A 22108-nucleotide genomic window follows, 5' to 3' on the forward strand; every position below is an offset into this window, starting at 1 on the left:
ACAGGGTTATGTCCGGTATTGAATTTATTCTGAACATAATCTTGTGAATTCTTAAGGATTTTTGGAGTCAATTTCACGTTTCCTGGTTTGTACACACCGTGAACGTTTCCAAAAGCAGCCGCAATTGTGAAACGAGGGCTCACTTTTGAAAGTTCTTCATAAGCATAGGCTACCTCTTCTGGCTGCGTGTATAATTTTGAGCTGTCAACGTCAGAATTGTCAACACCATCTTCCTCACCACCTGTAATTCCAAGTTCGATTTCAAGTGTCATTCCCATCTTGCTCATTCTTTCCAAATAAGTCTTGCAGATTTCGATATTCTCTTCGATTGGCTCCTCAGAAAGGTCAATCATGTGAGAAGAAAACAAAGGTTTTCCTGTTTCCGCAAAATGTTTTTCAGATGCATCAAGCAATCCGTCGATCCAAGGCAATAATTTTTTGGCGCAGTGGTCAGTATGAAGGATTACAGTTGCTCCGTAGGCTTCCGCCAAAGTATGAATGTGTTTTGCTCCAGCAATACCGCCAGCAATAGCCGATTTTTCATTAGCGTTAGAAAGACCTTTTCCTGCATTAAATTGTGCACCACCATTCGAAAACTGAATGATAACCGGGGCGTTCAATTTTGCCGCAGTTTCCAAAACACCGTTGATAGTGCTAGACCCAGTTACGTTTACAGCAGGAAGCGCAAAGCCTTTTTCCTTAGCATATCTAAAAATTTCCTGAACTTGATCGCCAGTTGCAACTCCGGGTTTGATATTGTGAGCCATTGTGTTTTTAATTTTTTAGTTAAGTCTACAAAAGTAAGAATTATAGTTTTAGAAAGGATAATTTATACCAATATTTAAAACAGAGTTGCCAAAGTTGTAATCCCTGAACCATTTCTTTGCCGAATCGTCAGAAGGGATGTAGGTTTTGAAGGCAAGATCGAGTCTTATGACAAAAAAGCTCAAATCATATCTGAATCCAAAACCAGAACCAACTGCAATGTCTTCAAGCGAACGTATTCCTTCAAATACAGATGGCTCGTCTTCTACATCGTCCAGAACGTTCCAAATGTTTCCCGCATCTACAAAAAGTGCGCCTTTAAGACTGTTAAAAATAGGAAAACGCAATTCGGCACTGGTTGTAATTTTTAAATTGGCTTCATTAAAATCGTTTACAGCACCACTGCTTCCGGGACCTAAACTGTAAGGTTGCCAAGCACGAATGTCGTTGGAGCCTCCTGCAAAATAACTTCGTGAAAACGGAACGTTGGTAGAATTTCCATACGGAATTGCAATACCAAAAAAAGATCTTATTGCAAAAACTCTTTCTTTTGATAAATCCCAATGCTTTACATATTCTAATTCAGTTTTAATATACTGGGAATATTCTAAGTCAAAAATTGTCTTCTTGTTGTTTTGTTCGTTAATCGTTTCGGCTGCTGTTCCAAAAAGAGAGAGTACATTTCCAGCCGATTCCACTTTGGTTTTAAAAACATAGAAATTGTTGTCAGTCAAATTGGTTTTGGTAGTCTTAGAAAACGTATAGCTGGAAGCAAGAATGAAATTGTTTTCCGAAAGCCTGTTTTTTCGTTCGCTGATAGTGTTTATTCTCCTGAAGTCTCCATCCCCGGGACGCAATGTTGTAGCATTTCCTAATACTTCTGCAATAAACCCATCAGCACCTTCGGGAATAATCAGGTTTCCATCGCCATTAATATTATTGGGATTGGTATTGTAGGTTTGCGCCAAATCATTCAGCGCATTATATGAAGATTTATATACATTGAAATAATTTCCAATGTTGATGTTGTTTACATATTGAACATTAAAAAGATCAAATCGATGTTCATGTCGGGCGCCATTTTTCCTTGGACTCCAATTATAAGTCATAGCACCTGTAAAATTCTCCTTATCCAATCCAATATTTTGTTGTTTTGCAAAACCAAGCGAAATACTGGTAGAAGGAATGGTACTTTTAGGAATAAGTCGTTCTGTATTAAATGGCAATAAGATTCTTGGGAAGCTCAACTTGGTATCAATACCATATTCCGAAACATTAAAAAACAAATTATTCGGATTGGCAAAATCTCGGGAAGAGCCAATGTTTCCTCTTAACGCTACATCAAGCGTTTCTGCTCCGTTAAAAACATTTCTTATGGTTACTGATGTTGTGGCGGAAATACCAAAGTCCTGAATGTTGGAATGCGTAAAATCCAGCGAAGCTCCAAAGCTGTATTTTTTTCGGGGTGTCAGATAAATATTGGCTATAAGCGAATTATTCAAGCTGTCTCTCGGATCCAATTTGTATTGAATGGCGGGAGAGTTGAAAACCTTCAAATTACTCAAATATCGACTTGTAACACTGGTTCTAATGTCTGAATATTTGGCGTCCGGAGCAATAAAAACAGCATCTGTAATTGCCTTCGGACGGTATTTTAATTTATTATAGCTGTATAGGTTGTATCCTTTGTAGGTTACAGAGTCGGTAACTTTTGCTTCAGATTTATTCAAAGGAGCATCTGTATAGATGTTTACTTCGCTTACATTGTATAATTTAAATGGTCGTGTAACTGTAGAATCACCAATTCTCAAAACCTGATCGTCGATAATCATTTTGATATTGGTTTTATCGCCTGTGTCTACTGTATCAATGTCAAAATTAATGTTGCTTTGTTGGAAATAGAAAGCGCCATTATTTCTGAAATTGGTTGTAATCCGTTCTCTTTCAAGATCAAAATTTTCCGATTTGAAAATATCTCCTGATTTTAAAGCGGATAGGTTTTTGTTCTTGTTATATAACGAATCCAATTCAGGAGATGCTATTCGGGTGGATAGGGAGTCAATTTTATGTACCTCTCCTTTTGTAATTATATAATTGATTTTGGCTCTTTTTTTAGATAGAGTATCAACTGTGTAAGAGGCTTTAGCATTAAAATAACCATTATTAAAGTAATGCGATTTTATCCGTATAAGTGATTTTTCTGCACGAGCGGCATCAACAATTACAGGCGCTTCACCAGTTTTCTTTAAAAAGCTATGAATGCCAGAGTAAAAGAAAGATTGTCCTTTACGCTGTACTTGCTTGGCTGAGAAAAGCTTGGTTTGGCGCGCTAATTTCTCCGGATCATTTAAAAACATTGCTTTGTATGAGGAGTCTGGATTTTTCTTGGCAATGTTGTATAAATTCAATCGGAAAGGATAACCTAAAATAGTACTGTTAGGCTGTTGATACAATAAATTGGAAATGGTTTCGCTTTTCTCCTTCTTGCCATCAACTGTAATATTGTTTTTTTTGAGCAGGTATTTTCCGTCGGGAACCCTCTTCACAGCATCGCAAGCCGAAATTATTATTCCTATTAGAATAAATAGTGATATTTTTGCAACAGTCTTTCTCAAGTGATTCGGAAATTTAATTCAAAAGTACATTATTTCTATGGTTAGTAAAAACCAAATAAAGCTTATAACCAGTTTACATCAAAAAAAATTTCGTCAGGCGAATAATTTATTTATTGCCGAAGGAATAAAGGTCATAAATGAACTGTTGCATTCTAACTTTGAATTAGAAAATATTTATGCCACCGAGCAATTGTTTCCAGCAATTTCAAAAGACAAATTCAATCTGATAGGGGAAAATGATTTGAAGAAAATCAGCGCATTAACTGTGCCAAACAACTGCCTTGCTGTTTTTAAAATTCCAGAAACTAAACCTATTCTTGAAAAGGGATTGATAATCGCCTTGGATGATATTCGCGATCCGGGAAATCTTGGAACTATCCTGCGATTATGTGACTGGTTTGGAGTTGAGCAAGTTATCTGTTCTGAACAAACTGTGGACATCTACAATCCCAAAGTTATTCAGGCCACTATGGGTTCCGTTGCAAGGGTAAATGTTACGTATCTTGATTTGAATGCTTACATAGGAAAAACAAAACTTCCTATTTTTGGTACTTTCATGGATGGTGAGAACATCTATAAAGCCAATTTGCCAAAAGAAGGAATTGTTATTATGGGAAATGAGGCAAACGGAATTTCTACGTCAATAGAGCAAAGCATAAAAAATAGGCTGACGATTCCTAGATTTGGAAATCTGCAACAAACGGAAAGTTTAAATGTAGCGACCGCAACAGCAATAATCCTGAGTGAATTTTGCCGGAATAATTGATTTTATTGAAAAGTAAAATTCAAGAATACACCTCTCGTTTTCATGCTTCCAACATTTCCTGTCCAAGGGCTGTTTGGATCCTCATCGCGAATCAATTCATCGTTAAAGCTGAAAACACCTCTAAGGGATGGCGTGAATTTAAAATATTCTAAATATAAGTCAATTCCAAGGCCAACTTCATAAAAGTTAGTCCATTTTGCCATTCTGAAAACATTGCTGGAATTGTCTTCTTTTGAATTTACATTGCTTGAGAGGTTCAAAGCTGTAGAAACACCCGCTACTAGAAAAGGCTTTATGTTTCCGGTCCTTGCCGAAGAAAATTTAACAAGAAGTGGAAAGTGGATATAAGTCGATTTCACTTCGCGTAAGCCATCAGCTTCAACAGCAAAATTAGGGAAAGAGAGATTCCGCTGATTAAAGCTCAAACCAGGCTCAAACCGAACGTCAAAATATTCATTCAAACGCAGATTTCCAATCAAACCAACGTTAAATCCAACTGTGCTTTCTACCAAGATGTCTTTATCAATATTTTCATATTCAAACTTGAAATCGTAGTAGTTAAAACCAAGATAATATCCCCAGGAAACCCTTTGTTTGTCAAAGTTTTCAAGGTTGATTATTGGATCCCTGCCAAACAATTGTGCACTACAATTTAGGGAGAATATTAGTAAAATTAACAGAAGAAATCTTTTCATATTATTTTTTAGAAGCTGAATAAATGGTAGCCACTCCCATAGTTTGCGGAAGCGCCTTAACTTCTATAAACCCAATTTTGCGTAAAATATTGTTTAACGCTTCGCCATAAGGAAATACGGAAGCAGAATCTGATAAATATTGATAGGCTGAATCGTCTTTAGAGAATATTTTTCCGATGAGCGGAAGGATGTATTTTGAATAAAATTTATACCCTTGCTTGTAAGGCGTTTTTGTTGGAACCGATGTTTCAAGGATCACAAAAATGCCATTCGGTTTCAAGACCCTTAAGATTTCGGAAAATCCTTTTTCTAGATTTTCAAAATTACGAACGCCAAAACCTACTGTAATAGCATCGAAAGTATTGTCATCATAAGGAATGTTTTCAGAATCACCTAAAACCATTTCTATTCTTTCGGATAGTTTTTTTTGTTCAATCTTTTTTCGTCCAACTTCCAGCATTCCTGCAGAAATGTCAAGACCGATTATTTTTTTTGCCTTTGTGTGGGTCATTAAGATGGCAAGGTCTCCAGTTCCAGTTGCAATATCAAGAATCATTTCCGGATTTTTATCAGAAACCATCTTCAATACTTTTTTACGCCATTTGATATCGATTCCAAAAGAAATAACCCTGTTCAGCCCGTCGTAATTACCAGAAATGGTGTCAAACATTTGGGCAACCTGTTCTTTTTTTCCTAAATCAGAATCTTTATATGGAGTAACGCTTTTAGACATTTTTTTAAAATTTTAGCAAAGGTAACGCTAATTAGTCAATTTGAAAATCGGAATCTTTTACTTTCGTGTAAAAGTTTGAAAAGTAAAATCGTAGTTGTGTTTTTCATCTTTTGGATGAAATTCCTCATTAGCCAATTCCCATTCCTCAGGATTGATTTCTGGAAAAAAAGCATCTGCTTCAAACTCAGAATGAACTTTTGTAAGTTCAATTTTATCAGCAAATGGAAGTCCTAAGTTGTAGATCTCGCCACCGCCAATAATATAAACGTCTTCGCCTTCAGGTACTCTTTCAATTGCCATTTGCAAACTGTCCACCACAATGCAATGCTCTGGATTATAATCTTGCTGGCGGGTAATAATTATATGGGTTCTATTCGGTAAAAGTTTTGGCAAACTTTCAAATGTCTTTCTGCCCATTATGATATGATGTCCTGTGGTAAGTTGCTTGAAGCGTTTAAAATCATCAGGTAAGTGCCAAATCATTTCATTGTCTTTTCCTAGGGCATTGTTTTCGGCCACAGCCGCAATCATTATTGTCATTTTGGTAGTTATTGTTTTGGTTCTTGTTCGTCAATTTTTGAACGTAATTGCTGTAGTTTTCTTTCCTGACGGTTTACAAGGCGTTCGATCTGTTCCCTTTCCCAATTCTTGTTCATAAACCTGTCGGTGATGTAGACTTTGATAAAATGAAGGATCAAAAGAAAAAACCAAACCGTTATGGCCCATGGATACCATATATTGGGCATGCCAAATTCAAGCAATTCGTTGGCAACAAACATAAACAAACTGCCAATCAAAAAAAACACGAAATGATAATAAAGATTTTTTTTCTGCTTTATTCTTTTTCGCGCATATTCATAGAGTTCTTGTTGTTCTTTTTCCATTTTTTGGTTTATTTAGCACTTAAAGATAAAATTTATTTTCAAAAATGAGAATTATTTGATTGAAGATTCTTTAGCAGGCAAACGATTTCTTTTTAAAGATGTTTATTTTAAGAGGTTAAAAATTAGGAATATAGGCCTGAATGGCTCACCTCATTATCATTATGCTAAAACTTTATTGGCATTGCTTTTATTTCAATTGAATATGTTTTCTTTGTTTTATAATATTAAAAATTAATTAGTTATGGCAATAAAGAAACAATTTGTAAAGACAAAACCTGTTTGTAAAGTTACCTTTTCAGTAGATGCCAAAGAAGCAACAACGGCTGTAGTTATTGGTGATTTTAATAATTGGGATCCAAAAGAAGGGGAGTTGAAAAAATCAAAAGCAGGTGTATTCAAAGGTGTTTTTGATGTAGAAAAAGATGCTTCTTATGAGTTTAAATATGTAATTGATGGCGCTTTTGTAAACGAACCAGAAGCCGATTCATTCAAATGGAATGATTTTGCAGGTGCAGAAAATAGTGTATTGGAAGTGTAATTTTACTTCTCTCTATAAATAAGAAATCCGCCAAAAGCGGATTTCTTATTTTCAAATGTTCTTATAGCGAACCTACCAATTTTCCTTTTTTAGTTTTTGAAGGCAATTTAGATTTTACAACATTTTTAGATTGCATATCACTCAAAACATTCAATGCTTCTTCAACATAAACATCTTTGGACAAGCTTTCGTGCCAACGAACTCTCTTTTCCTTAAACAAACTGTCTTTTTCCATCAACGCCATTTCGTTTGGCAATGATTTGAATACGAGTTTGTTCTTATAATCAGAAATTGGTTTGTATTTCTTCGCTTCAGCATCTAAATTTTCCTGCTCTTGCTTGAACTTGTCGAGTTGCAAGCTGTAAACATTTTCATCACGACGCTTGCTGATCCATTTTGCATTTTCGTCAATCAATTGAAATTGCGCATTTTGTTGTAATCTTTTCTTGCTGTTGGCAATTACGGCATCGTAGTTTTCAATTTTCCAAGGCTCATACTTTGCAGGATCAATTTTGTCCCAAGGCATAGCATTTTCTAAATCTCTCTCTCCGATTTCAATGTGTGAAAAACGGTCTGGCATGTTAACATCGCTGCTCACACCTTTTAATTGTGTCGAACCTCCATCGATTCTGTAAAACTTTTGAGTTGTCGTTTTCAAGGCACCAAGATTTCCTACGGAACTATTTCTGATAAAATCGTTCAAGCCATATACGTTTTGAACAGTTCCTTTTCCATAAGAATGCTTGCTTCCAATGATAACACCTCTTTTATAATCCTGAATAGCTGCTGCCAAAATCTCCGAAGCCGAAGCTGAGAAGTTATTGATCATCACCACAAGCGGACCATCCCATTGGATTCTACTGTCTTTATCCCACAGTACTTCCTTGTTTTTTCCTGTTGTTTTAACTTGTACGATAGGACCTTCCTTGATAAATAATCCTGCGATATCTACAACTGTTTTTAAAGAACCGCCACCATTGTCGCGAACATCCATCACAATTCCTTGAACGCCTTCTTGTTTAAGTCTTTCCACTTCAAGAGCTACATCTTTTGCAGCATCTCTATCGTCTTTATTTTCAAAATTGATGTAAAATTTCGGTAGATAAATCACTCCGTATTTCTTTCCGTCTTTTTCTACTACACTTGATTTGGCATACGTTTCCTCGATTTCAACTTCATCACGGATGATAGAAATCACCTTTATAGTTCCGTCTGATTTTTTTACCGTCAAGCGAACCTCTGTGTCTTTTGGTCCTTTGATTTTCTTCACTACATCATCAAGACGCATCCCAACAATGTCAACAGGTTCAGCATCTCCTTGCGCAACTTTCATCACCACATCACCCGCTTCCAATTCTTTTCCTCTCCAAGCCGGACCACCAGAAATCAATTCAGTAATTTCAGTGAAATCATTTTTCTTTTGAAGACGGGCTCCAATTCCGAAGAATTTTCCGCTCATGCTTACGTCAAATTTTTCCTTGTCGTCAGGAGCCATATAATTGGTATGAGGGTCAAAGCCTTCTGCAATAGCATTTAAGTAAATCGCAAAATAATCATCACGGTTTAAATCTTTCATGAAACTATACAGTTCATTCAAAGATTTCAACGAACTTTCGCGTGTTTCTTTTTCTAATTCTTCATAGCTTTTAGGACCTTCTTTGTCTTTCTTCGCTTTTTCAGCTTTTTTCTTTTCAGATAGCGACAATGAGTCGTTGTCTTTATTGAAAACGCCATTTTTCTTATCTTCTTCGTATTTCAATTTGTCATTCAATGAAGATAAAGTCGAAAGCTTGATTTGCTTGCGCCATCTGTCTTTAAGTTCCGCTTTAGTTGAAGCGTATGGAACTTTTTCATAATCAGTATTGATTTCTTCATCAATTTTATAATCGAAAGGCTTGTCTAGAATGTCTTTGTAAAAAGCTTCGCTTTCTTTCGTTCTTTCCATCAAACGCTCATACGTCAGGTTGAAAAACGATAGATCCTTGCTTTTAATCTGATCGTCCAACTGCGTTTCATATTTGGCAAATTCATCAATATCCGATTGTAGAAAAATCCTTTTTGATGGGTCTAATCCAAGTACATATTGCTTATAAACACTTTTCGAAAAATTATCATCAATGTCTTTCGGGTCAAAATGTCCTTTTTCAACAATGAATGTAAGCAATTCTATAAGCATCTTGTCTTTTTCCGGGTCGCTTTTCTCTTTCAATGGAAAAAAGCTCAATAGAGCAATTGACAATACGGCAACAACTCCTATAATTTTATAATTTCTTTTCATAAAGCTCCAAATTGCATTCATCAATTTTTTAAATCTAATTTTCATCTAAATTAAGGAAAAACTGTGCCACTAATTTTGATGTGTATATAATTTTTTGTTAAAGATGCTAAAGTACTAACTTCCTATTAAAAATGCTTATTTTAGCCTAAAATTTTACATAGAATTGGGAATCATCAGTTCTAGAAAGTTATCTTAAAAATGAAGAAAAAACCTTTAATTTTAGTCACCAACGACGACGGAATTACGGCTCCGGGAATCAGAGCATTGATTGATGTGATGCAGGAAATTGGAGAAATAGTCGTGGTTGCTCCCGATAAGCCACAGAGTGCAACTGGACATGCCATAACCATAAACAACACGCTATATTTGAATAAGATTTCAGATGATAAAGCGCCTTTTTTAGAATACAGTTGTTCTGGAACGCCAGTTGATTGCGTAAAATTTGCGGTAAATGAAGTTTTGGAAAGAAAACCTGATTTGTGTGTTTCCGGAATCAATCACGGATCGAATTCTTCTATTAATGTAATTTATTCTGGAACAATGAGTGCAGCGGTAGAAGCTGGGATTGAAGGCATTCCAGCAATTGGATTTTCGTTACTGGATTATGATTGGAATGCCGATTTTGATTCGGCCAAGAAGTTTATTAAAAAGATTGCCTTGGAGGTTTTGGAGAATGGCTTGCCCGAAGGTGTAATTTTGAATGTGAACATTCCGAAATTGAAGGAAAAGGAAATTAAAGGTATAAAAATTTGCCGTCAGGCGAAAGCGATGTGGCAGGAAAAATTTGATAAGCGGAAAACACCGCAAGGCAAGGATTATTATTGGCTTACAGGCGAATTTATAAATCAGGACAAAGGCGAAGACACGGATGAATTTGCATTGGAAAATGGTTATATATCGGTGGTTCCCGTACAATTTGATTTGACGGCCCATCATGCGATTCAAACATTAAATACTTGGAAATTAAATGAAAAAAATTGATTTGTTTTATGGTTTCCTAATCGGAATCCTGGCTTCCTTTATTGGGGTTTTCCTTTTTATTGAGCTGTTTACGGACTATGAATTTACAACAGGCATTTCGACGATAAAAAGCGAAGGCAAGTTGGGGAAATTGATCACTTTGGGAGCGATTTTGAATATACTTGTATTTTTTTTCTTATTGAAATTAAACAAGGAATTGATGGCAAGAGGTGTGGTTCTGGCTACAATTATTCTGACGGTTGTTACATTAATCGTCTAGTTGATCAAGAAGATTAAAAAGTGTCTAAAGTTTGTTTTTCTAGCCCTGATTGAAGAGAAAATAATTTTCTTTTTTCTTTAAAAAGGAAATTATTGTAACGGAAAGCAGGAATACGGTTTGGAGTAAATGCCTAAAGATTTGCTCCTAAATAAATTAAAAAGATGAAATATTATATTATTGCAGGTGAGGCTTCGGGCGATTTGCATGGTTCGAATTTGATGAAAGCATTGTACAAGGAGGATTCTCAGGCTGAAATTCGGTTTTGGGGAGGCGATTTGATGCAAAAGGCGGGCGGAACTTTGGTGAAACATTACCGAGAACTTGCTTTTATGGGTTTTGTTGAGGTGATTTTCAATCTGAAAACGATTCTGAACAATATTAAATTCTGCAAGAAGGATATTGAAAATTTTAATCCCGATGTGATTATTTTTATTGATTATCCGGGGTTTAATATGCGGATTGCAAAATGGGCAAAGGAAAAGGGCATTAAGACGCATTATTATATCTCACCTCAGATTTGGGCTTGGAAGGAAAACAGGATCAAGGACATCAAGCGCGATTTTGATAAATTGTATGTGATTTTGCCTTTTGAGAAGGATTTCTATGAGAAGAAACACGGTTTTCCAGTTGAATTTGTGGGGCATCCTTTGATTGATGCAATTCACAATAGAACTCCAATGGATGATGCGACTTTTAGAGCTGAAAACAATCTGGACGAAAAGCCGATTATTGCGTTGCTTCCCGGAAGCAGAAAACAGGAAATTTCGAAAATGCTTTCGCTGATGTTGAGTGTTGTCAAGGATTTCCCAGATTATCAATTCGTGATTGCCGGAGCTCCGAGCCAGGAATATTCTTTTTACAGTCAATTTTTGAAGGATGAAAATGTGCGTTTTATAGCCAATAAAACCTATGATTTGTTGAGCGTTTCGCATTGTGCATTGGTGACTTCCGGGACAGCAACTTTGGAAACGGCGCTTTTTAAAGTGCCTGAGGTGGTTTGCTACAAAGGAAGTTGGGCTTCGTATCAGATTGCGAAGAGAATTATTACGTTAAAATATATTTCATTGGTCAATTTGATTATGGATAAAGAAGTCGTGACCGAATTGATTCAGGGCGAATGCAATCCGAAAAATATCAAGAAAGAATTGGAAAAATTACTTGAACCGAATCATAGAAAGCAACTTTTAGAGCAATATGATGCTCTTGAAGAAAAGCTCGGAGGTGTTGGTGCGAGTGCGAAGACAGGTAAAATGATTGTTAATAATGTTAGGCGCTAATTTTAGTTTTTTTATTTATAATTGATTTTAATACAATGGTTTAAAGATATTTTTTAAGCGATTTAAAAATTTTGCTAACAAAAAAATAACGTTTAAAGTTTATGCTTTGAGCGTTTTTTTTATTAGTTTTACAATCTTGAAAATAAATATCGCTGTTTCTGCGTTATTACCATCCAGTAAATTCTTTCGGAATTTTATTTCAATAAATCTAATAGTGATGGCCATTTGGTATTGCTTGAAAAATAAAAAATAAAATATGATAAATTCAAAAAATCTCTTTCTAACGGCTGTTTTGTTGACGATGACTACATTTAGTTTCGGACAAATTATTACATCAAAAAAAGAAGCGGTAAAAAAAGGAGTTTATCAAAAACCACAAGAAAAAAAGAAAGATGCTGTAGCAACTACCAATACAGTTTCTAAAAAAACAGAGAATGCTGTTGCTTATCAGGATGTGAAACAGCCTGAAATTAAAGTTGCAAAAGGCACTCCAAAACCGAAGAAATATTCGATTGACAAGAGCGATGCAGACGACAAAGAATTGCTGATTTCTCCTCCAGAAAATTATCTTGCTATGCAGATGATTAACAATGCTATGCAATTTCTTGGAGTGAGATACCGCGGTGGCGGAACGACTACTGCCGGAATGGATTGCTCTGGAATGGTAACGGCTGTTTTTGATATCTTTGATTTGAAGTTGCCTAGAAGTTCACACGAAATGGCGACTGTTGGAGAAAAAATAGATGGTAAAGATGCTAAAAAAGGCGATTTGATTTTCTTTAAAACTTCCCGAAGAGGCATCAGCCACGTTGGTATTATTAGTGAAATTACAGATGATAATGAAATTAAATTTATTCATTCTTCTACTTCGCAAGGAGTTGTAATTTCTTCCATGAACGAGCCTTATTACAAGAAAACTTTCGTTCAGATCAACAGAGTTTTGTAGATTAATATCACACATCTAAAATAAATTGTTATTTTAGATGAATGAAAGTACTACAATTTCCTTTAGCTCGAATTTCACTTCTCTTTATAGCTGGAATTTTATCTGCCTATTATTTAAAACCTGACCTGTCAAGTGTTTTTATAATTGTAGGTATAGTTTTCGTGTCTTTTATTCTTTCCTACCTATTTTCGATCAAGAAAATAAACCAGAAAATTTACTTTGCCATTGCGACCTATTTGCTTTCTTTTTCAATAGGAAGTGCCACTTTGGTTGTCCATAATGATTATTTCGATAAGGATAATTACATTCATTTGATTGAAGGGTCAGATGAGGAACATACTATTTCCATTACACTTCGAGAAAAATTAAAAACTACATCCTATAATGAACGATATGTTGCGTCGGTAAATTTTATTGATGGCATAAAAACCGATGGTAAGATATTATTGAACATCCGAAAAAGTAGTTTGAAACACAATTTAGAAATTGGTTCGAACGTGTTGCTTAAGGAAAATATTTTAAAACACAAGCCACCTTATAATCCAGACCAGTTTGATTATGGGAAATACCTTGAAAACAAATCGATTCTCTCGCAGGTTTATGTAGATGTTCAAGATATAAAAGTCAGCGATGAGGTTACGAAAGACATTTGGTTTTATTCAGCTAAATTCAGAAATACTATTATTGAAAATCTGAAGAAAAGCGGTTTTAACGAAAAGGAACTCAATGTTGTCAATGCTTTGATTTTAGGACAACAGCAAGACATTTCTCCTGAGGTAATGTTGGATTATCAATATGCGGGTGCGATTCATATTTTGTCTGTTTCCGGATTGCACGTTGGGTATATTCTACTTTTTTTAAATTTCTTGTTGGGAAGAGTTCCTAAAACAAGAGTTGGAAATCTTACAAAGCTTCTAACAATCATAATCTGTCTTTGGGCTTTTGCAGTAATAGCTGGATTATCACCATCAATTGTAAGATCGGTTACAATGTTTTCATTTGTGGCAATCGGAATGCATCTGAAAAGAAAAACGAATAACTTTCATACTCTGATCGTTTCGATGTTGCTGATTTTAATTTTCGAACCTTCCTTTTTGTTTGATGTCGGATTTCAATTGAGCTATTTGGCCTTGTTTTTTATTCTTTGGTTGCAACCGGTTTTAGGAGAAATTTCGAAACCGGAGAATAAAATTTGCAAATACTTGTGGGACATTATTACGGTTTCTTTTGCCGCACAAATCGGAACGCTCCCTTTGAGTATTTATTATTTCCACCAATTCCCAGGATTGTTTTTTATTACCAATCTCATCATTCTACCAGCATTGGGAGTCATTATGGCTTTGGGTGTTTTGGTAATGATTTTGGCGTTGTTTGGAACTGTTACTGTGATATTAATAAAGCCATTGGAGTATAGCATTTTTGGACTCAACTGGATTATTGGTTGGATTGCTTCGTTTGAAAGTTTTGTCTTGCGAGACATTCCGTTTAATATCTATATGGAAATATCACTCTATGGAGTAATCGCAATGCTAATTCTTTGGTTCGAGAAAAGAACTTTTAAGCGATTGGTGTTTTCATTATTGGCTTTGATTGTTTTTCAAATTTCACTTCTTGCGACTAAGTATTATAGCGAAACACCTCAAGAGATGCTTGTCTTTCATTCTCGAAAAAGTTCCATTTTTGTTGAACGGAATGGACAAGAATTGAAAGTTTTTGCCAACGATAGTATTTTGAAAAATTTGGATGATGACAGAAACTTGAAATCTTTTGTTGTGGCAAATTTTATTGAAACCATCAAAAAAGAAAAGAACGGAAACTTTTATTACTTCAACAGCAAGAAGATTTTTGTAATGGACAGTTCGGCTGTTTATCCTAAAAATATAAATCCGGATGTTGTGGTTTTGACGCAATCACCAAAGATTAATTTAGAACGGTTTCTAAAAGATCATAAACCGGATATCATAGTTGCCGACGCTTCTAATTTTAAAACCTATATTTCAAGATGGAAGGCAACTTGCGAGAAACAAAAAATCCCTTTTCACGCAACGGGCGAAAAGGGATTTTATAGAATTGAATAAAATTATTTCTTCTTGTTAGCAAGGATTTGATTGGCTCCAGCCAACCATTTCTCAGGACCACCGGCTACATAACCTGTGCTTCCTAATTTTTCGAAACTAACTTTTTTGTCTACCATTGTAGGTGTTACCATCCAAACTGTTGGATAACCTCGAACGCCGAACATTTGTTGCAATTCGTTGTTCTGCTTGGTCAATTCTGGCGAAAGTTGTTTTCTTCTTGGAAAATCAAGATCTACCAAGACTACATTTTCCTTTGCCCAAGTTGCAAATTCTGGTTTGGTGAAAACCTCTTTCTGCAAACGGATGCACCATCCGCACCAATCGCTTCCGGTAAAGAAAAACAATAATGGTTTTTTGGTTTTGATGGCAATTTCAGAGGCTTTGTTTACATCTGTATGCCATGTCAATTCCTGTGCTTCGATGGTCATCGAGCCAAGAACTAGAAGTAAGGTTAGAATTGTTTTTTTCATTATTAAATTTTTAAAAAATTGGTTTTCAAAAACGATGCCTAAATTATTTAATCCCGTGCATTAATTTTTTCAAAACAGGATTCAAAGCCATTACAATCAATCCTGCTAAAATCGGTACAATCGTAAAGATTAAGAAGAATGTTGATAGAGAATATTCTTTGGTGATGTTTTCAATCTGACCTCCGGCCACAGCGGCTAATTTATTACCTATTGCGATAGCCAAATACCACATACCGAACATAAAGGCAATCATTCTTGCTGGAACCAATTTCGATACATAAGATAATCCAACAGGTGACAAGCATAATTCTCCAATAGTATGCAAAAGATAGGCAAAAATCAACCAGATCATGGATACTTTTACGCCATCAGTAATTCCGTAAGAACCGTACGCTAATAATCCGAAACCAAGTGCCATGATGATTAATCCCATCCCGTATTTTACGGCTGCAGGTGGATTGTATTTACTGTCCCAAAGTTTTGAAATTGTAGAAGCAAAAGCAATGATAAAGAAAGAATTCAGGATTGAAAACCAACTTGGGTCGATCTCCGAAGCAGTTTTTGTAAATTCATTGTAAAGCATCCAAATACAGATTCCCCAAACGCCTAAAAAGGTAATTACCAAAACAATATTTGATAACAAAGCTTTTTTCCAAGTTTGTTTCCAAAGTAAAAATAAAACCCAGCTGATGATCAATAATGGAACGACTGTCAATAAAGTATTGATGATATTAAAAGTTGTCAAAGACGAACCTTCTAGAGTTCTATCCACATTATCCCTTGCAAAAAGAACCAATGATGAAGCGGCTTGTTCGAAAGACATCCAAAAGAAAATGGTAAAGAAAGCAAATACAATTACTGCAATCATACGGTCTCTAACGATTTTTGTATATCGGATAAGTCGAGAAATAACCAAGATTAGGAATAGTCCCAAAGCGATTAGGATCATCACAATAGGCCCCTCAAGTTTTCCTACTTTAAAATCAAAAACGTTTATACCTCCAATCTTAGACAAAGGATCATTAAAAGCATAAATCAATCCGATTACAGTTGTAATAACGATCAGGATATAATCGATTGGAGTAAAAGGATTTCTTTTGTCTTCTTGATTTGTCGAAAGTCTTGATTGCTCCAATGCCGCATCTCTTTTCTCTTTTGAAGGAACTTCTCCAATATTTCCAAATAATGGTTTTGCTAACCAAAATTGGATAGTACCGAGTAGCATAAAGATACCAGCTAGGCCAAATCCCCAATGCCATCCTAAATTAGAGGCCAAATAACCGCAAAGCATCATTCCGAAGAAGGCTCCAGCGTTAACACCCATATAGAAAATAGTGTAAGCACCATCTTTCTTTTCAGGGAATTCTTTATACATTTCAGATAGGATAGAAGTCATGTTTGGTTTAAAAAAACCAGTTCCAATAACCAATAATCCCAATCCAAGGTAAAGCATAAAAGGCGTGTCAAGAAACATCGCTGCATGTCCCAGTGTCATTACAATCGATCCGATTAAAACGGCCCAACGATAACCCAGGTATCTGTCGGCAATGATACCTCCAAAAATAGGGGTGATATAAAGCAACATCGCATAAGTTCCGTATAATGCTCCTGCATTTTCAGCATTCCAACCCCAACCTGGATTGTCTCCTGTTATGGCAGCGGTAAGAAACAATATCAATAAGATTCTCATTCCGTAGAACGAAAATCGTTCCCACATTTCAGTAAAAAATAATACGAATAATCCCGACGGGTGACCTAAAACTTTTGATTTAAAAAAATCTGGGTTTTCAGCTTCTGTAGTCATGTAGTGTGTAATTTAAAAATTATTTTGGATGCGAAAGATAATCAAAAAATATTTAATCCTAAGCGAGTATTTACTTTACAGCTCTTTTCTCAAGCGGTCTAATAATCATTCTGTCATAAATGGTTAAAGAAATGATCGAAAATATACCAATCCCAACGACTACAAGCCATATTTTGTTCGGATTATAGGTTTCCCAAAGCATATTGGTCATGTCCCAATGGCTCATTCCTAATTTTTGTTCGGCTAAAGCAAAATACTCATTTTTAGAGAATGGAAAATGTATTTGGCTGACGTCGATGTTTTTAGAAGTTGCGAAATCTGCAAATGATTGTTTAACAATTTTCCAATCAATTGTTTCGGCTTTTAGATTGAATTGTTTTTCAAAGGCAGATATCGACATTTTTAATGCTTTCGAACCTTCTTCTATAAATTCTTCTTTGGTTACCACTTCTGGCATTGCAATATTTCTGCCGGCCAATTCTTTTTTCAATAACGATAATTTATCCGACCAAGATTGATACAAACCACCTGATATGAAGCTTGTTACAAAATAACTTGCCGCTACCGGTAAAAAGTATGTTCCTTGGTACAATCCTTCTTTTCCTTTAGGTGTAATTAAGGCGATAAATGAAGATACAGTTGGACTACTCATCATTTCACCAATTGCAAAAATCATGGTTCCAATAATTGTAAACCAAACACTTCCTGAGTAAAAGGTCAAGCCGATACCAATTGTTGCAATCACCGCTCCACGAATTACCGCATTGATGTGACGCATTTTAATTACGAAAAATGAAATGGTAATCTGGAAAAGAATGATCATCAACGAATCAATGTTTGTAAACCATTCTGGTTTTACTTGTCCGTCTTGGGTCAACAAACTTCCTAAAGAAGGAAGATTTTCATTCAACCAATTACTTAATGCGGCTGAGTTTACCCAGTCTTCTATAAAGTTTGGTAGCGTGTTGAATAATTGGTTGAACATCGTCCAGAAACCAATCATTAGTAATAATAAAATACCCAAACGAATATCCTTCAAAGCTTCAAAAATGCCCAATACAGATTCCTTGATTGCTTCTCCAATCGAATTTTTAGGTTTTTCAACCTTTGGTTCTTTATAAAAAAGCAGTAAAACAATGAGATTGATACCGATTACAATTGCCGCCTGGATGAAAATGATCTTCCAGCCATAAGTAGTTCGCAAACCTGATGACATGGCCGGACCAATAAATCCGCCAATATTTACCATCATATAAAAAATACCAAAGCCCATTGTACCAGTGGTTTCGTCCGTATTTCGGGCAACAATTGCCGATGCTACCGGTTTAAAGAATGCAGCGCCAACTGCTACCAAAAGGAAAACCATATAAACACTCCAATAAGTATTTACTTCGCCTAACAGGTAATACCCAGAAATCATGATGATATAGGAAATAGTCAATGAGATTTTATAGCCAATTCGGTCTGCGATAACTCCGAAAATTAAAGGCAGAAAGTAGAGGATTCCCACAATATTCCCCATGATGTTTCCCTTTTGAATATGATCAAAACCTAGACCGCCGGTATCGGTTGATCCTACCAAATAAAGCCCTAAAAGAGTATAGATTCCGTACCAAGCCCAACGCTCCATAAGTTCCATAAAGCTGGCGATCCAGAAATTTTTATTGAATGATTTTATCGTCGTAAACAAAGATGTTTTATTATCTGACATTTTGAGTAGTATTTTGAATGAGAAATGTAGCATACAATAAAAAGCGACTCAGAGCCGCTTTTTATGTTTTGCTTTTATTGAAAATTATTTTACTTCTTGCATTAGTTTTCTAATCAAAGGCGAAACAATGATAAGCAGTAAACCTGCTACCAAAGCATAGATTGCCAATTGATAGTATCCTTCGGTATAACCTTGCAATTTTGTCACTAAGGTTGCATTTTCGTCAGGCGAAGACATTCCAGCTCCAAGTAATCCTGCTACATATTGTCCGTAAGCACTGGCTAAAAACCACATTCCCATCATCATTCCCGAAAGACGCTTTGGAGATAATTTCGTCATAATGGATAATCCAATTGGAGATAAACATAATTCTCCAAAAGTAATGATCAAATAGGCAAAAGTGAAAAGATTCAAAGATGTGATTCCTTCGCTATCTGCAAAAAAACGAGTATAATAAAAAGTGTAGAAGGCCGCCGCTAAAAACAAAAATCCAATTCCAAACTTCATTACGGTATTTGGCTCAATTTTTTTCTTCGCCATTGCCAGCCAAATCAAACCAACAATGGGGCTGAAAACGATTACAAATAATGAATTCGAAGTGTTGTTAACAATGTTCGGATTGATTTCAAAGAACAATAAATTATGGTGAAGATTGTTCTTTGCAAATAGGGCCAATGAACCACCGCTTTGCTCAAAAAATGCCCAAAAAATCACAGAAAAAAGAATAAAAACGAATGCAGCAATCAGTTTCTTTCTTGCTTTTTCATCACTTTCTTTAAACGTCTCGAATAAGAAATACAATACAGCTAACGGTCCGATGGTATACATGAAATAATCCGTATAATCCGTATTCTTAATCATCATGAAAATTAGCGGAATGCTAAGCAACGAGCCTACATAAACTGCTATTTCTCGGGTAGTTCTCTTAGTAGGTTCCAAATTTAATAAAGGAGAATCTCCAATTGGTCCCAATGATTTTTTTGTGTAAATAAAGGTGATCAATCCAATAACCATTACAATTGCTGCAGAAAGGAAAGCATAGCTCCAACCATAATCAGGACTTGTTCCTAAATAAACACAAACGGCTCCACCAAGTAATGCTCCGATGTTGATTCCAGAATAAAATAATCCGAAACCGGCATCACGCCTGCTATCGCCTTCTTTATAAAGTTCTCCCACCATTGACGAAATATTTGGCTTGAAGAAACCAGTTCCAATGATCGATAATGTTATTCCCAAATAGAAGAATTCCTGCGGAGAAAAGGCGATAATTAAGTTTCCAAGGATCATTACGATTCCACCAAAAAGAAGCGATTTTTTAAAACCTAGAATTTTATCAGCGAAAATTCCTCCGATAAAGGTAAATGCATAAACGAAAGCTTGGATGGCACCGTATTTTAAATTGGCTTCTTTGTCAGATAAAGCCAAACCTAAAATTTGGTCGGCCATAAAAATAGTCAAAACACCACGCATTCCGTAAAAACAGAAACGTTCCCACATTTCTACCAAGAACAAATACCATAATTGCTTCGGATATTTGCCTTCAAAATTTTGAATCTCTTCTAAAGTTGGACCTCCATTTGCAGAGGACAACGGGTACTTGTTTTCCATTTTGTTTTGTTTTAGAATCGTTATTTTTTTTACATCAGTTAATTGATGCCTTTTTCTCGCATTACTTTATTTAAATTTTTTACCAATGCAAACATCAGTAAAGTGGCAAACATCAAAAGTCCAAAGTTGAACCAAAAGAAGTTCGCCTTATCATCATAAGTGTCCCACATACTGGCCAGGACGCCGCTCAGTTTATTTCCGATTGAAGTGGATAAAAACCAACCACCCATCATCAAGGCCGTTATGTTTTTTGGAGATAATTTCGATACGATTGATAATCCCATCGGGCTCAGGAATAATTCTCCAATGGTGATGATACCGTAGTTTGCTACAAGCCACCAAACACTCACTTTTTCGGCTCCATTGCTTCCAATATTCACCGCGGCAACCATCACTAAAACCGATAATGCCGAAATTAATAAACCAAATGCAATTTTTGTTGGAGTGGAAGGTTCTTTTTTCTTGCTTCTCAAATAAGTAAAGAAAGCAACAATAAGTGGTGTTAGAATAATTACCCATCCAGGATTTATCGATTGACTTAAATTGGTGGCCCAAATACTGATTTTTGTTCCTTCTTCCGGTAGTTTTTCTGGAGCAACATTCCTGAAATAAACAGGATAATCTATAACCTTTTTTACTTCGCCGTTTTCTTTTTGCAAACGAAATTGCTCGTCATACATTTCGGTTTCAGCTTTTTCATAGGTTATTTCTTTTGACTGTACCAAAGTAGAAAAAACTTTTTCGGTAGTTCCTGTAACTTGCCTGTCGGTATATCTGTCGGCCCAAGTGGTAAGTGCTGAACCATTAAGTTTGAAAACGGCCCAGAATAAAATCACTACTGCAAATATCGAAAGCAAGGCGCCAATAGGTCGCTTTTCGTCTGGTTTTGCCTTGAAATACAAACTCGCATAAAAGTAAATAACTGGAATACATGCAAATATAAACGCATCGGTACTATCCGAACCAAAAATGGCACTATCAAGATTTGTCGCGGATTGTATTCCTTTTAAAAACCATCCGATGATTCCGAAGACAATCGATGGAACCAAGATGAAAAGTACAATCTTATAAAAAGGCATGTCGCCTTCTTGAGTTCCTTTCTTTTGGTCGAAACCTGTATAATGTTTTGTACCTAAAAGAAATACAACAACACCAATAAACATTCCAATTCCTGCCGCCATAAAGGCATATTGCCAACCTAAAAGGATTTGCAATGCGGCACCAAAGAAGTTGCAGATAAAAGCCCCAACGTTGATTCCCATATAGAAAATGTTGTAGCCTTCGTCTTTCTTATCTTTGTATTTATCAGTAGAGTAAAAATTACCCAAAAGCGTAGAAATATTCGGCTTGAAAAATCCGTTACCAACAATAACAAGCGTCATTGCCACATACAACATAGTCAAACTATGAACACCCATCAGGAAATAACCGGCACCCATCATCAATCCACCCAGAACGATGGATTTTCGATAACCTAAATAACGATCTGCCACCAAGCCTCCGATAAATGGCGTAAGGAAAACCAGAGCGATAAAAGTTCCGTACAAATCGGAAGCTTCTTTTTCTGTCATGGCAAAACCAGCTTCAACATCTTTTAGATAAAGTGTGAAAATTCCAATCATCAAGTAATAGCCGAAACGTTCCCACATTTCAGATAAGAACAGATAGGGCAGGGCTTTAGGGTGCGATTTCCACAT

General features: G+C 35.8%; 19 protein-coding genes. 7 read left to right on the forward strand and 12 right to left on the reverse strand.

Features of this window, described 5'->3' with window-relative positions; genetic code table 11:
- Together fbaA and ACI6PS_RS13690 are read right to left on the reverse strand one after the other, a co-directional pair.
- On the reverse strand, window positions 1-767 hold a 767-nt coding region (gene fbaA / locus ACI6PS_RS13685), incomplete at its 3' end, for a class II fructose-bisphosphate aldolase (protein WP_421013132.1).
- Between the two features lie 48 nt (window positions 768-815).
- Window positions 816-3380, reverse strand: a complete 2565-nt coding sequence (locus ACI6PS_RS13690) for a BamA/TamA family outer membrane protein (protein WP_421013133.1) — start codon at window positions 3378-3380, stop codon at window positions 816-818.
- A gap of 37 nt (window positions 3381-3417) precedes the next feature.
- On the opposite strand from ACI6PS_RS13690, the gene ACI6PS_RS13695 reads away from it, so the two are divergent.
- Window positions 3418-4146, forward strand: coding sequence for a TrmH family RNA methyltransferase (locus ACI6PS_RS13695; protein WP_421013134.1), 729 nt, complete (start codon window positions 3418-3420; stop codon window positions 4144-4146).
- 2 nt (window positions 4147-4148) lie between these two features.
- On the opposite strand, the gene ACI6PS_RS13700 is transcribed toward ACI6PS_RS13695, so the two are convergent.
- Genes ACI6PS_RS13700 through ACI6PS_RS13715 form a run of 4 tightly spaced genes read right to left on the reverse strand, consistent with a single transcriptional unit; the run spans window position 4149 to window position 6458 of the window.
- Entirely contained in the window at window positions 4149-4841 is a 693-nt protein-coding gene (locus ACI6PS_RS13700; protein ID WP_421013135.1) for a porin family protein, read from the reverse strand.
- Window position 4842: 1 nt separating this feature from the next.
- Window positions 4843-5574: a bifunctional demethylmenaquinone methyltransferase/2-methoxy-6-polyprenyl-1,4-benzoquinol methylase UbiE gene (gene ubiE / locus ACI6PS_RS13705; protein ID WP_421013136.1), complete on the reverse strand. Its 732-nt coding sequence runs from the start codon at window positions 5572-5574 to the stop codon at window positions 4843-4845.
- A gap of 57 nt (window positions 5575-5631) precedes the next feature.
- On the reverse strand, window positions 5632-6114 hold the full coding sequence (locus ACI6PS_RS13710) for a dihydrofolate reductase (RefSeq protein WP_421013137.1): 483 nt from the start codon (window positions 6112-6114) through the stop codon (window positions 5632-5634).
- Window positions 6115-6122: 8 nt separating this feature from the next.
- The gene (locus ACI6PS_RS13715; protein ID WP_421013138.1) at window positions 6123-6458 is read right to left on the reverse strand and encodes a 2TM domain-containing protein; all 336 of its coding nucleotides are present in this window, start codon (window positions 6456-6458) and stop codon (window positions 6123-6125) included.
- Between the two features lie 241 nt (window positions 6459-6699).
- Between ACI6PS_RS13715 and ACI6PS_RS13720 the strand changes: the two genes are divergently transcribed.
- Entirely contained in the window at window positions 6700-6996 is a 297-nt protein-coding gene (locus ACI6PS_RS13720; protein WP_421013139.1) for an isoamylase early set domain-containing protein, read from the forward strand.
- A 61-nt stretch (window positions 6997-7057) separates the two neighbouring features.
- On the opposite strand, the gene ACI6PS_RS13725 is transcribed toward ACI6PS_RS13720, so the two are convergent.
- Entirely contained in the window at window positions 7058-9295 is a 2238-nt protein-coding gene (locus ACI6PS_RS13725) for a carboxy terminal-processing peptidase (protein ID WP_421013140.1), read from the reverse strand.
- Window positions 9296-9472: 177 nt separating this feature from the next.
- On the opposite strand from ACI6PS_RS13725, the gene surE reads away from it, so the two are divergent.
- The 5 genes from surE (at window position 9473) to ACI6PS_RS13750 (ending at window position 14815) form a co-directional block, all read left to right on the forward strand.
- On the forward strand, window positions 9473-10255 hold the full coding sequence (gene surE, locus ACI6PS_RS13730; RefSeq protein WP_421013141.1) for a 5'/3'-nucleotidase SurE: 783 nt from the start codon (window positions 9473-9475) through the stop codon (window positions 10253-10255).
- Window positions 10242-10514 (forward strand): hypothetical protein, encoded by a 273-nt coding sequence (locus ACI6PS_RS13735; protein WP_421013142.1) that lies wholly within the window; start codon window positions 10242-10244, stop codon window positions 10512-10514. The genes surE and ACI6PS_RS13735 overlap by 14 nt, the downstream gene beginning before the upstream one ends.
- A 161-nt stretch (window positions 10515-10675) precedes the next feature.
- Window positions 10676-11791 (forward strand): lipid-A-disaccharide synthase, encoded by a 1116-nt coding sequence (gene lpxB, locus ACI6PS_RS13740; protein ID WP_421013143.1) that lies wholly within the window; start codon window positions 10676-10678, stop codon window positions 11789-11791.
- A gap of 256 nt (window positions 11792-12047) precedes the next feature.
- Complete coding sequence (locus ACI6PS_RS13745) at window positions 12048-12737, forward strand: C40 family peptidase (RefSeq protein WP_421013144.1); 690 nt, start codon at window positions 12048-12050, stop codon at window positions 12735-12737.
- A gap of 41 nt (window positions 12738-12778) precedes the next feature.
- Window positions 12779-14815, forward strand: coding sequence for a ComEC/Rec2 family competence protein (locus ACI6PS_RS13750; protein WP_421013145.1), 2037 nt, complete (start codon window positions 12779-12781; stop codon window positions 14813-14815).
- Window positions 14816-14817: 2 nt separating this feature from the next.
- On the opposite strand, the gene ACI6PS_RS13755 is transcribed toward ACI6PS_RS13750, so the two are convergent.
- The 5 genes from ACI6PS_RS13755 to ACI6PS_RS13775 form a co-directional block, all read right to left on the reverse strand.
- Window positions 14818-15285: a thioredoxin family protein gene (locus tag ACI6PS_RS13755; RefSeq protein WP_421013146.1), complete on the reverse strand. Its 468-nt coding sequence runs from the start codon at window positions 15283-15285 to the stop codon at window positions 14818-14820.
- A 43-nt stretch (window positions 15286-15328) separates the two neighbouring features.
- On the reverse strand, window positions 15329-17089 hold the full coding sequence (locus ACI6PS_RS13760) for a peptide MFS transporter (protein ID WP_421013147.1): 1761 nt from the start codon (window positions 17087-17089) through the stop codon (window positions 15329-15331).
- A 70-nt stretch (window positions 17090-17159) separates the two neighbouring features.
- Complete coding sequence (locus ACI6PS_RS13765; RefSeq protein WP_421013148.1) at window positions 17160-18800, reverse strand: MFS transporter; 1641 nt, start codon at window positions 18798-18800, stop codon at window positions 17160-17162.
- 84 nt (window positions 18801-18884) lie between these two features.
- A complete protein-coding gene (locus ACI6PS_RS13770) occupies window positions 18885-20411 on the reverse strand; it encodes a peptide MFS transporter (protein WP_421013149.1) in 1527 nt (508 codons plus the stop codon).
- 38 nt (window positions 20412-20449) lie between these two features.
- Entirely contained in the window at window positions 20450-22108 is a 1659-nt protein-coding gene (locus ACI6PS_RS13775; RefSeq protein ID WP_421013150.1) for a peptide MFS transporter, read from the reverse strand.

The sequence above is a fragment of the Flavobacterium sp. PLA-1-15 genome (genome assembly GCF_049060005.1).
GTDB lineage: Bacteria > Bacteroidota > Bacteroidia > Flavobacteriales > Flavobacteriaceae > Flavobacterium.